Consider the following 11,868-nt stretch of genomic DNA (forward strand, 5'->3'; position numbering starts at 1 on the left):
ACCAGGATCTTCATCGTGGCTCGCCTTTCCTCTTGCCCCAAACGCACCCGCAACCAGCACAGACCCGTTTAGTCGATCAGTTAAATCATCCCCAACGCCCTTCGCCCCACCTCAGCACAAGGTCAAGAGCCGAGGTGGGATATCAGAGATAGCATCGCCTGCCTTCGACCCCTAGAGGGCTTGCCTGATCGGGCAGGCGGCGCCGGACACGGCAGGACGGACCCATGTTCCGGGTGCGGGGTCGGTCAGCCTGGCGGGCCCTGGCCGGACGGCTCCCCTGCCCCTCGCACTCTCTCTATAGGAACGCCCAAGCGCAGCGCGGGAGGGATTCGTGATTCCTGATTCTTGATTCAGGGTGCGCAGACGCTTGGATTTGCTGGGTTTGCACGGCCCTATCCTGACCGCGCGGGGGCTTGTGCCTGACCCGCTGGGGGCTTTGCCTGACCCCACGGGGGCGCGACCCTGACCGCCTGGGGTCTATCCTGACCGATTGGGGGTGAGGGCCCGGCAGGGCTGGATGGTCCGGTTCGGACCCGGTTTGGCGCGCGGCGGGGGTGGCGGAGTCCCACTTTGCTGGGTTTGCCGTGGATGGCGGCGAATCACAGGATTCTCCACGAGTCGGGCCGATCGGCTATCCTGACTCCCTGGGGGCGAAACTCTGACCGCGCTTGACTTGCAAGGTCAGGATAGGATGATCGCCACGATGAATCAGGCGGCGGACGAATTTCTCGAGGGACTGGCGGTCGGCCCGGCGTCGCGCGAGACGACCGGCCGGGCGATGAAGGTCGCCCGCGCCATCGCCGCGCAGAAGGGCGAGGAGTTCGTCAAGCCGGGCGATCTTGTCGAGGTGCGCTTCGTCAAGGGACACTCGCTCAGCCTGACCGCCTCGCGGCTGCTCGCGCTGATGATCCTCGCCGCCGGGGCCGATGCCTGGGAGGACAAGCGCCACCGCATGCGCAAGGCCGACGTGCGGCGCGGCCACAAGGGCAATGAACGCATCGGCGACATGCTGGAGGAACTGCACCGCACGCTGTTCTCGCATGACGACCGTTCGTGGCGCGGCAAGAAGGCGGTGACCCGTTTCCCGCTGATCCAGCTCTCGCGCGAGGAGATCGACGACGAGCACGGCTCGGACGGGGGCTGGATCGAGTGGGAATTCACCCCCTGGGCGCGCAAGCTGATCCGCGAATCGGAATCCTATGCGGTGATGAACCGGCAGGCCGTGCTGGGCTTCCGTTCGAACTACGCGCTGCGGCTCTACGAGATCGGCTCGCTGCGGCTGCACCGCCGCCAGCCCGTGTGGAAGCCGGACCTCACCGAGCTGCGCGCGGGCCTTGGCATCGACCCCGAGGTCTATGGCGACTTCGCCCAGCTGCGCCGCAAGGTGCTGGAGAAAGCCAAGAGCGAGATCGATCAGCTGGCTCATTACACGGTCGAGTGGACCGAGCGGAAACAGGGACGCAAGGTCGTCGGGATCGACTTCGAGTTCAAGCCCAAGCAGCCGCCCGAACAGATCGCCACGATCGACGAGATCGGCCGCCATTCGGGTGGCCGGCGGGCGCGGCGCGAGGGCACGGTCGAGGCCGTGTCGGCCGCCCCGGCCGGCTCCGATCCCGCGCCCTCCCCTGCCCTGCCCACGGCCTTTCCGGCGGGATCGCTGCGCTATGGCGAGGCGGCACGGGTGTTCGGTGCCATCGCCGCAGAACTCGGCGGCGGGTGGGACCGCGACGTGATTGCCCAGGCCTATCGCGCGCAGCTTGGCGCGCGGCTTGCCGGACTGGGCGGCGAGCGGCTGGTCCGCTCGTTCGAGGGTTTCTGCAAGGCCTTCGCGGCGCAACGGGGTGCGCCCTGACGTCCCGCTTTGACTTTCGAAATTAGACCGCATACCCCCTCAAAATCGAAAGTGAGGGCGATATGGTCGAAACTGTGCTCGAACCCAGCGGCAGCCGCGCGAACATCACCCGGCTGGCCACCCAGTCCGCGGCGGTGCTCGAACAGCTGCGCAACGAGGTGCGCAACGCCCGCGCGGATGAGCGGCGCGAACCCACCTTCCCGATCAGCCGCGCGGCGGAGCTGGTCGGTCGCACCCCCACGGCGATCCGCGACGCCGAGAGGGACGGGCGGCTGACCGCGCCCGACCGGACCGCCACCAATCGCCGGGTCGGCTATACGCTCGCCCAGCTCAACGAGATGCGCGAGGTGTTCGGCACCCGCCCGCGCCGCGGCCCAACCGATCCGCTGGCGATCCTGGCGATCCAGAACTTCAAGGGCGGGGTCGGCAAGTCGACCATCTCGGTTCACCTCGCGCAGTACCTCGCGATCAAGGGCTACCGGGTGTGCCTGATCGACTGTGACAGCCAGGCCTCGGCCACCACCCTGTTCGGCTATGTCCCCGACCTGGATCTGGCGGAGGACGACACGCTCTATCCGTTCCTGCGGCACGACGACATCGCGAGCCTGGCCTATGCCGTGCGCCGCACCCACTTTGACGGGCTTGACCTGATCCCGGCGAACCTGCGCCTGTTCCAGTCGGAATACGAGCTGGCGGCCAGGATGGCGACCGGTGAAGGGGCGCTGCTCAACCGCCTGGCCGAGGGGATCCTCTCGATCGCCGACAGCTACGACGTGGTGATCATCGATCCGCCGCCGGCGCTCGGCGCGATCTCGTTGTCGGTGCTGCGCGCGGCCAACGCCCTGGTGGTCCCCCTCCCCCCGACCGTGATGGACTTCTCCTCGACCGCGGCGTTCCTGGCCATGCTCGACGAGACGCTCGAAACCCTCGCCCAGCACGGGATCGAACCCGACCTGTCGTTCGTGCGGTTCCTCGCCTCGAAGGTGGACGACAACAAGTCGATGCAGCGCGAGATGCTCGACCTGTTCCGCAATCTCTTCGGGCATGACCTGATCCGCGCCTCACTCAAGGATTCGGCCGAGATCGACAATGCCACGGCGCGGTTGATGACGGTCTATGAACTGAGCGGTCCGGTCACCAGCAAGAGCGTCCGCGACCGCTGCCTGACCTATCTCGAGGCCGTCAATTCCGAGATCGAAACCGAGATCCGCCGGACCTGGCCGAGCCATGCCGAGGCGCTGCGGCGGTCGGGTCTGGCATGAAATTGCACCGGTGCAATTGGTGTGAAGGGTAGCTGAAATGGAACGCAAGAATCGTGGATTCGCCTCGAGCCTGACCTCGGCCCTGACCGGTGCCAAGCCCGATGACCCCCCTCGCCCGTCGGCCCAGCCAACGCGCGACCTGCTCGCCACCCGCTCGAACCGCCTGGCCGAACTGGCCACCGGGGCCAGCGTGGCCAAGACGCAGTACCAGGTCGATCCGGCCAAATGCCGGATGTGGGCCCACCACAACCGCGACTACGCGGCGCTCGATTTCGAGCGTTGCAAGGACCTGATCGAGAGCATCAAGGCCCAGGGCAAGCAGGAGGTTCCGGCGATCGTCCGGCGCGTTGCCGGAGATCCCGCGGTCGAGTTCGAGGTGATCTGCGGGGCGCGGCGTCACTGGTCGGTCAGCTGGCTGCGCGAGCACAACTATCCGAACATCCGTTTCCTCGTCGAGGTCCGCGACCTGACCGACGAGGAGGCCTTCCGCGTCGCCGATCTCGAGAACCGCGCGCGCGAGGACCTGACCGACTATGAGCGCGCCCGCGACTATCTCCGGGCGCTGGGCACCTATTACGGCGGGGTGCAGAAGGACATGGCCGAGCGGCTCAACGTCACCCCGAGCTGGCTCAGTCGCTATCTGGACCTTGCCCGCCTGCCCGGCGAGATCGTCGCCGCCTTCGCCAGCCCGCACGAGCTGCGCATCAAGCACGTCACCCAGCTCAAGCCCCTGCTCAAGCCGCCGGCGAAGTATGCCCTGGTCGAGCAGCGTGCGCAGGCCCTGGCCGCGGCACGCATCGGTGCCGCGGCCGACGGCGGGGGAGGGGGCAAGCCCCTCGCCGCGGCCGACGTGATCCGCCAGTTGGCGGCGGCCTACAAGGGCCCCCAAAAGGTCAGGATAGCCGATGCCGCCGCCGGTTCGCACGAAACGATCATGGATTCGCGGGGCAAGCCGATCATGACCGTGCACAAGCCCCGCAGGGGCGAGGGAGTCAGCCTGACGCTGATCCCGGACGGCAAGGGCAACCGGGCCGAGGTGGTGGCCGCCTTCGAACGCCTGCTCGCGCGTTACTGGCCCGAATAGGGCGGCCTTCCCGGCGCCCCCACGCGGTCAGGATAGGTCGACGCCGTTGCTGCGCAGCGTGTCCAGGACCGTGCGTAGCGCGGCCACGATCTGCTCGTCGCCCGCCCCGCTGCCTGCCGGCAGGTGCAGGGTCACGCCGCGCCGGTTGACCGCGCGCACCTCGAGCACGGGCTTGCCGTAGGCCGAGTGCACCGCCATGCGCCAGTCCCGCTCCGGAGACGCCTCGGCCTTGGCGGCGAGCAGCCGGGCGAGCACGGCGGGGGCGGGGAGGGGCGGGCGCCCGGCCTTGGCCAGCCTGGCCTGCTCGCGCGCCACGGCCTTGGCCTCGGCCAGCAGCGCCGCGCCGCGTGGTGCCTCGTCAAGGGCGGTCGCCAACCGGTAAGCCGGGTTGAGCGTCAGTGCGGCCCAGTCCGGGAAGGCCGCCAGCACCGCGTCGGGCAGCTGCGCGGCCTTGAGCATCTTGGACAGCCAGCCCTTCGACACGCGCAGCCGCTCGGCCATGCGCACGGCCCGACCGCCATAGTGACGGTCGAGCGCCTCGGCATAGTTGCGCGCCCGTTCGATGTCGCTGATGTCGCGCCGCGCGCGGTTCTCGATGTCGGCCAACCGGAACGCGGCCTCGTCGTCGAGGTCGGCGACCTGGGCGAGCAGGCGCATCTCGGGATAGGCATGGCCACGCAGCCAGGTCACGGCGAAATGCCGCCGCGTGCCGACGACCAGCTCGTAATCGTGATCGGGATCGCCGCTGATGTGGCGGACCACGGCCGGCACTTTCTGTCCGCCCTCGGCGATCAGCGACTCGATCAGGTCGCGGCAGTTGGCCTCGGACAGCTGGGCGCGCAGCCGGGCATTGCCCGGCCAGACCCGCACCCGTGCCGGATCGAGCAGCAACTGGGTGACCTGGCGGATCTCGCCGCTGGCGACCCGGGCCAGGGCGTTGTCGCGTCCCAGCAGCGACAGGCCGGCCCGGCTGGTTGCCCCGACCGCCTCGCCGGCGCTGTCCTCACCCGGATTGGCGGCACCAGCCTCGTCGTTCAGGAGACTAGCCAGATAGTCGCTTTGCTTCTTTGCCATCGCCGGGCCCTCTGCATGCTGGGATCAGGTAGGAACATATAAAGAACATACACTGTAGGACAGGGCCATCAGCCGGCCCTCACGGGCCGGCCTCCACCGCCGCGCACCAAGGCGGTGATCTGGCCCAGCGCCTCGTCGAGATTGCTCTTGCAGCGCCGGTGCGTGCGCACCGTGCCGATCGGCCGCTCGAGTTCGTAGACCGTCATCATCCGCAGCGCGGCATGGCTGATCTCGGCACTTTCGAGGATCGGCACCGGGAGCAGCGCCGAGCCGAAGGTCTGCTCCATGATCTGCCGCAGCATGCCGTGGCTTGGATCGTTGCTGTCGAACTTGGCACAGAGCAACCGCACGAAGCGATAGTCCACGTCGATCCCGGCGTCGCGCAGCTGGTGCGTCACCTGATCCATCATGCCGAGGAACTGCACGGTCGAGCAGAAATCGGGCGTGGTCGCGGCCAGCGGTACGATCAGGGCATTGGCCGCCTGCATGACCGCCAGCGAGATCGTCCCGAGAGCCGGGGGCGGATCGAGCAGCACGAGATCGTAGCCGGCGGCCAGCTCGGTCAGCCCCTGTTTGAGCTTGCGGAACCGCGCCGCCAGCACCGATTCGCCGCCGGCCCCGCTGGCCGCCAGTTCGTACTCCACGTCGAACAGCTCGAGATTGGCCGGGATCAGATCGACATTGGGCCATGGCGTCGGATGGACCGCATAGGCCAGATCAGACTCGGTCGGGTCGAGCGCGAGATAGGGATAGAGCGTCTGCTCGCGGGTGATGGTGACATGCGGGTTGAAGCCGAACAGCGTGGTGGTCGTCGCCTGGCTGTCGCAGTCGACCACCAGCACGCGGTAGCCCTGCAGCGCGCAGTAATGCGCCAGATGGGTGGTCACGGTTGACTTGCCGACCCCGCCCTTGAAGTTCTGCACCGCGATCAGCGCGGGGGCGTCCTGTGTCAGCCGGGCCGGCAGCAGGCCGAGCGCGGCGCGCAGCGCCTGCAGCTCGGTCACGCCATAGGGAGTCCGGCGCAGATGGCCCGGGGGCGGGGCGGGGACGGCGCCGGCGGCCTCTGCCGCCGTGATCCGCTCGGGCGGGCAGCCAAGCAGGGCGGCGGCCTCGGCCAGGCTGAAGCGCACCGCTAGCGCCTTGCGCGCTTCGGGCAGGAAGGCGCGGCGGCGCAGCCGCTCGATCATCCGCTCGCCCGCCTGGGCGATCTCGCCAATTCGTTCGACCTCGGAATGCATGGCTCGCCTGCTGCTGGTGGAACGCCCCGGCCTTCTACGGAGCGCGGACCAGCCCGTCGAGGGCAGGGGGCGGGGCGGGAAAAGTTTCCTCGAGGAAACTTTTTCGCCGCCGCCGCGACGGCGGCGGGGCACGTGCTTGCCCCCGGGTGTCAGCTTGCTATCCCCCTCCGCGGGGTGCGGCCCCAATCCCGGCAAGGACTGGGGCCATGGATAAGCCGATGCTGATCAACGGGGATCTGGTGGACGGCGCCGCCGCGCGCGAGGTTATCAACCCTGCCACCGGCCGCCCTTTCGTCGCGGTGGCCCGGGCCATCGGCGGCGCGATGAAGCCGGGTTCGGGCATGGTCTGTGTCAACAAGCCCCTTGACCGGCCCTTCGATATTCCGTTCGGCGGGGCGCGCCAGTCGGGACCGGGCCGCAGGCGGGGACGCGGGCCTTGCGGCCTGTCCCCAGCCGCATGGGGTCAACGTGGTGCTCGAATGAACGTTCGCCGGGCGGTGTTCTGCGTGGATCGGTCCGGCTGGCCGGCTCCGACGCGAGTGCTGAACTGATAACCGATTGAGGAAGAAAGAAAATGTCCAAAACAATCGTGGTCACCGGCGCGGCCGGATTTCTCGGTCGGGCAGTGGCGGATCATCTTGCGGAGCTTGGCCACAGCGTGATCGGCCTCGACCTCGCTGCTCAGGCGGCTGATTTTCCTGGCCTTTTCATCGGCGGGGTGGACCTGACCGACGCGGCGGCGACCGAAGCGGCGATGGCCCGGGCCGCACCCTCGGGCGGTCTCGCCGGTCTGGCCTCGATCGCCGGCGGCTTCCGCTGGGAGACCGTGCTCGATGGCAGCCCGGACAGCTGGGACCTGCTCTACCGCATCAACGTGCGCACCGCGCTGAATGCGGCGCGGGCGGTGGTGCCGCGGCTGGGTGAGGGCGGGGCGATCGTCCAGGTTGGCGCGGCGGCCACGCTCAAGGCCGGCCTGGGCATGGGCGCCTATACCGCGAGCAAGTCGGGCGTGGCGCGCCTGACCGAGGCGCTGGCCGAAGAGCTCAAGGGCCGGGTGCGGGTCAACGCGGTGCTGCCGTCGATCATCGACACCCCCGCCAATCGCGCCGACATGGGCGAGGCCGATGCGGCCAAGTGGGTGGCCCCGCAGGAGCTGGCCGCGGTGATCGCCTTCCTGCTGTCAGATGCCGCTTCGGCGGTGACCGGTGCCTGCCTGCCGGTGACCGGGCGGGTCTGACCCGGCCGGTCCTGATCAGAGCGCCACGGTCCGGCTCTCGGCCGCACTGCGCCGGACCGCGTCGAGCACCTCCATCACGGCGAGGGCCTCGTCCACCGGCACCGGGTTCGGTCCGCCGGCGCGCAGCGCGGTGACCAGTCCGCGCCAGAACGCGCCATAGTCGCCGCGTGGTGCGGGGAGGGGCAGGGGCGGCGCGGCAGGATCGGCCGGGGTGAACTGGCCGGGGCGCGGATCGGTGCCCCAGTCCGGGGCGTCCAGCGGCCGGCCGGCCAGGCTGGCGCCCTCCTGCGGGTCAAGCCCGTGCTTGATCCAGCTCCCGCCGGTGCCGTGCACCGCGAAGCGCAGGCCGTGGTCCGCCGCCAGCTTGCTGGAATGCAGCGTGGCGCGCAGGCGGGGGTAGTGCAGCGTGGCCTGAAACCAGTCGGGGGCCGGGGCCCCGTCGCGCAGTACGGCCAGATCGCCCGTCACGGCGGTGGGCCGGCCGAACAGTTGCAAGGCCTGATCGACGAGGTGTGGCCCGAGATCCTGCCACGAACCGCCGGAGCGCGCCTCCTTCCACACCTCGGCCGGAGTCGGGCGCCAGCGATCGAAGCGACTCTCGAAATGCACGATCCGGCCCAGCCGGCCGGCCGCGACCAGCGCGCGCAGGGTAAGAAAGTCGGCGTCCCAGCGGCGATTGTGAAACACGCTGAGCTGGCGTTTGCCGGCATCGGCAGCGGCCACGACCCGGCGGGCCTCGGCCAGCGTGAGCGCGAAGGGCTTGTCGACCACGACATGGCAGCCTGCGGCGAGGGCCTGGCAGGCGTGATCGGCATGGCAGTGATCCGGGCTCGAGACGACGACGAGGCCGATGTCACCCCGTGCCAGCAACGCCTCGACCGAGGATTCGACGGCCAGATCCGGCCAGTCGGCGCGGACCTTCGCCGCATCGCGCGACACCACGGCGCGCAGCGTCAGGCCCGGAGTGTGGGCGATGAAGGGTGCGTGGAAGGCCCGGCCGCCGAGGCCATAGCCGATCAGTCCCACCCCGATGTCCGTCATCGTCGCCCTGCCTCAAACCGCCGCGTCACGGCGCGGTGATGGCGGCTGGCGCGACGGGCGGCAAGGGGCCGCGGCCGGCTGCTCCTAGAACGAGGACCAGTCGTCGGCTTCGGCCAGTGCGGGCAGGGGGGCATTCACGGCCTGGCGCCGGGGTGCGGCAGCGGGCACCGGTGTCGGCGCAGGGCGGCTGGCGGAGGGCAGCGGGATCGCCGCGGCAGGGCGCCGCGCCGCTGTCGGCGCGGGCTGCGCCACCGCGCGCGCGGGCGTCTGCCAGGAGGCTGCGGACCCTGCGGCGCTGCCCTCGATCCGGAACCGGCTGACCAACCGCGCGAGCTGGCCCGAGCGATCGGCCAACTCGCGCGCCGCGGCATTGGTCTGCTCGACCATGGCGGCGTTCTGCTGGGTCATCCGGTCCATGTCGCGCGCGGCGGCATTGACCTGGCCGAGCGCGGCCGACTGGCGCACCGCCGAATCGGCGATCGCCGCCACGGCACCTGAAATGCGGTCGATCCGGTCGACGATCGTGGTCAGCGCCTCGCCAGTGGCGCCGACCAGGGCAACCCCCTCGGTGACCTGCTGGGTGCTGGCGCTGATCAGGGTGCGGATCTGGGTGGCGGCTTCGGCCGAGCGCTGGGCCAGCGCCCGCACCTCGTTGGCGACCACGGCGAAGCCCTTGCCGCTCTCCCCGGCGCGGGCCGCTTCGACCCCGGCATTGAGCGCCAGCAAGTTGGTCTGGAAGGCGATCGAATCGATCACCGCGATGATCTTGGCGATTTCGTCGGCCGAGGACTGGATCGCGTTCATGGCGGCCACCGCACGCGAGACCACGCCGCCACCCTCGCGCGCTTCCTCCTGGGCTTCGCGCACCGACTGGGCGGCGGACTGAGCTTCGGTGGCGTTCTGCTGGACCGACCCCGTCACCTGGTTGAGCCCGGCGCTGCTCTCCTCGAGCGAGGCGGCCTGCTGCTCGGTGCGCCGTGACAGGTCGTCAGAGGCAGCCCGGATCTCGTTCGAGCCATTGAGGATTCCGGAGGCCTCGACCGCGACCTCGTTCAGTGCGTGGCCGAGCGCCTCGGCCGCCCGGTTGAAGTTCTCGCGCAGCTCCTCGTAGCCAGGCGGCAGGTCGTGATGCATCCGCACCGTCAGGTCGTTGTCGGCGAGCCGCTGCAGGCACTCGGTCATCGCGTGGACCACGGTCTGCTGGCTTTGCGAATCGCGCAGGGCGACGGCCTGAGCACGGAACGTCGCCATGGCCCGGGTCAGCCGGCCAACGCAGTCCTGGTAGTGCGTGTATTCGACTGGCCCATCGAGGTTCCCTGCGGCAAGCGCTTCCATTCGCTCGACCGTGGTCACGTAAGGATCGCTGATCAGCTTGCCGGCGAAAACGATCAGCGCGACTTCGGCCGCAGACAGCAGGGCCACCGGTAGCGAGACCCACGGGCTCTCCACCAGCCCCTGGGCCAGCAGCAGGCAGGTGAGCGTCACCAGCAACGCCATCGTCGCCTGCACATAGGCGAGGACGCGGAACTTCAGACGAATCGGGGCAGTCTCACGAAACCAGGTCAGCATGGGCGGTCTCCGCGGATTCGGCCCGCTGCGGGCCTGGTGTTCGGGAAGGGATCAGGCGGCCCGGCGCACCGGCAGGTGGGGCTGGGCGGCGCTTTGGTCGAACACCGCGACGGCCTCGCCCATGCGCTGCGCCGTGATGGCCATCGAGCGGGTCGCGGCGGCGGTCTGCTCGACCATCGCGGCGTTCTGCTGGGTCGAGCGATCGATCTCGGCGATCACCTCGTTGACCCGCTCGGCGTCGGCCGATTGCTGGTCGGTCAGCGCAGCGGCATCGCCCACGCCGGTGGTGATCTCCACCACCTTGCCGATGATGCCATGCAGCATGTTGCCCGCGCCTTTGACCAGTCCCGCGCCGCGGTCGACCTGCTCCCGGCTGTTCGACAGCAGCCGCTTGATGTTGTCCGCCGCCTCGGACGAGCGCTGGGCCAGCGCCCGCACCTCGTTGGCGACCACCGCGAAACCCTTGCCGGCCTCACCCACGCGCGCGGCCTCGACCCCGGCATTGAGCGCAAGCAGGTTGGTCTGGAAGGCGATGCCGTCGATGATCTCGGCGATTTGCACCACCTCTTCAGCGCTCTGCTGGGCATCGTCCATCGCGCTGACCGCCTGCTGGACCGCCTCGCGGCCACGGGTCGCCTCCTCCTCGGCGCTGCGCGATGCCACGCGCAGTTCGCCCATGGTCTGCGAGGTCTTGAGCAGCCCCGCGGCGAGCTGGCCCATCGCCCGGGCACAGTCCTGCACGTTGTGCGCCTGCCGCTCGGTGCGCGCGGCGAGGTTCTCGGTCGCCGCGCGGATCTCGTCGGTCGACGTGGAAATCTGGCCGGCGCTGTCGGCCACCAGCCCGACGGTCTGGGCCAGCCGCTCCATCGCGCTGTTGAAATCGGTCTCGACCTGGCGGTAGCTCGCGGGCAGACCGGTCATCCGGGTCGACAGATCGCCCCGGGCGAGCGAACCGAGGCTGGCTCCCATCTTGCCGAGCACGATCTCGCGGGTGTTGCGCTCGGCCATCTCGAAGTAGGTCGACAGCGCCACGTCCATGTCGATCATCGCCACCTTGACCAGCGAGGCGACATCCTTGGCCAGGCGCCGCCGTGCCGGCGAAAGGCGCGCGGTGCCGCTGAGCATCATGTGCTCGATCAGGTGCTCGAGGATCAGCGCATAGCCACCGATGTACCATTTGGGCTCAAGCCCGATCCGGGCATGCGTATTGCCGATCTTGAGAGCCCGGTCGTAGTAGGACTGGTCGAGACCGCGCTCGAACAGCTGCACCCAGTGGTCGCGCTGCGCGCCGCGCGCATGGCGCACCCGCTCGTCCGATGAGAAGAAGCTGCCAAGGGCCGGGGTCTGGGCCAGCTTGGCGTAGAACTTGGTTAGCCCCGCATCGACCGCCGCGCGAACGTGCTTGCCCAGCCGCGCGAAGCTCTCCTGGTTGCGGGCAAGTTCATAGAAGCCGTACCGTTCCTTGAGTTCGTCCGTCGTAGGCATGGCCGCTCCACCGAATGAGAGTTATT

At 69.4% G+C, this 11,868-nt stretch carries 10 protein-coding genes; 5 read left to right on the plus strand and 5 right to left on the minus strand.

Annotation, left to right across the window (positions count from 1 at the left end):
- Positions 1-778: 778 nt before the first annotated feature.
- The 3 genes from H7F53_RS16345 (at position 779) to H7F53_RS16355 (ending at position 4,198) form a co-directional block, all read left to right on the plus strand.
- The gene (locus H7F53_RS16345; RefSeq protein ID WP_185680605.1) at positions 779-1,852 is read left to right on the plus strand and encodes a replication initiation protein; all 1,074 of its coding nucleotides are present in this window, start codon (positions 779-781) and stop codon (positions 1,850-1,852) included.
- 62 nt (positions 1,853-1,914) lie between these two features.
- Complete coding sequence (locus H7F53_RS16350) at positions 1,915-3,114, plus strand: AAA family ATPase (RefSeq protein ID WP_185680582.1); 1,200 nt, start codon at positions 1,915-1,917, stop codon at positions 3,112-3,114.
- 37 nt (positions 3,115-3,151) lie between these two features.
- Positions 3,152-4,198 carry a ParB/RepB/Spo0J family partition protein gene (locus tag H7F53_RS16355; RefSeq protein ID WP_185680583.1) on the plus strand — a complete coding sequence of 349 codons (1,047 nt, stop codon included), beginning with the start codon at positions 3,152-3,154 and terminating at the stop codon, positions 4,196-4,198.
- A gap of 27 nt (positions 4,199-4,225) precedes the next feature.
- On the opposite strand, the gene H7F53_RS16360 is transcribed toward H7F53_RS16355, so the two are convergent.
- A complete protein-coding gene (locus tag H7F53_RS16360) occupies positions 4,226-5,272 on the minus strand; it encodes a ParB/RepB/Spo0J family partition protein (protein ID WP_185680584.1) in 1,047 nt (348 codons plus the stop codon).
- A 68-nt stretch (positions 5,273-5,340) separates the two neighbouring features.
- Positions 5,341-6,510 (minus strand): AAA family ATPase, encoded by a 1,170-nt coding sequence (locus tag H7F53_RS16365; protein ID WP_185680585.1) that lies wholly within the window; start codon positions 6,508-6,510, stop codon positions 5,341-5,343.
- Positions 6,511-6,716: 206 nt separating this feature from the next.
- Here H7F53_RS16365 and H7F53_RS16370 point away from each other — a divergent pair, with 206 nt between their 5' ends.
- Both H7F53_RS16370 and H7F53_RS16375 read left to right on the plus strand, forming a co-directional pair.
- Positions 6,717-7,061, plus strand: coding sequence for a hypothetical protein (locus tag H7F53_RS16370; protein WP_185680586.1), 345 nt, complete (start codon positions 6,717-6,719; stop codon positions 7,059-7,061).
- Between the two features lie 23 nt (positions 7,062-7,084).
- A complete protein-coding gene (locus tag H7F53_RS16375; RefSeq protein ID WP_185680587.1) occupies positions 7,085-7,747 on the plus strand; it encodes an SDR family oxidoreductase in 663 nt (220 codons plus the stop codon).
- Between the two features lie 15 nt (positions 7,748-7,762).
- On the opposite strand, the gene H7F53_RS16380 is transcribed toward H7F53_RS16375, so the two are convergent.
- The 3 genes from H7F53_RS16380 to H7F53_RS16390 all read right to left on the minus strand — a co-directional run bounded on the left by H7F53_RS16380 (position 7,763) and on the right by H7F53_RS16390 (position 11,842).
- Complete coding sequence (locus H7F53_RS16380) at positions 7,763-8,788, minus strand: oxidoreductase (RefSeq protein WP_185680588.1); 1,026 nt, start codon at positions 8,786-8,788, stop codon at positions 7,763-7,765.
- A gap of 84 nt (positions 8,789-8,872) precedes the next feature.
- Positions 8,873-10,357, minus strand: coding sequence for a methyl-accepting chemotaxis protein (locus H7F53_RS16385; protein ID WP_185680589.1), 1,485 nt, complete (start codon positions 10,355-10,357; stop codon positions 8,873-8,875).
- 51 nt (positions 10,358-10,408) lie between these two features.
- Positions 10,409-11,842 carry a methyl-accepting chemotaxis protein gene (locus H7F53_RS16390; protein ID WP_185680590.1) on the minus strand — a complete coding sequence of 478 codons (1,434 nt, stop codon included), beginning with the start codon at positions 11,840-11,842 and terminating at the stop codon, positions 10,409-10,411.
- Positions 11,843-11,868: the final 26 nt, after the last annotated feature.

Source organism: Novosphingobium piscinae, from assembly GCF_014230355.1.
GTDB classification, from domain to species: domain Bacteria; phylum Pseudomonadota; class Alphaproteobacteria; order Sphingomonadales; family Sphingomonadaceae; genus Novosphingobium; species Novosphingobium piscinae.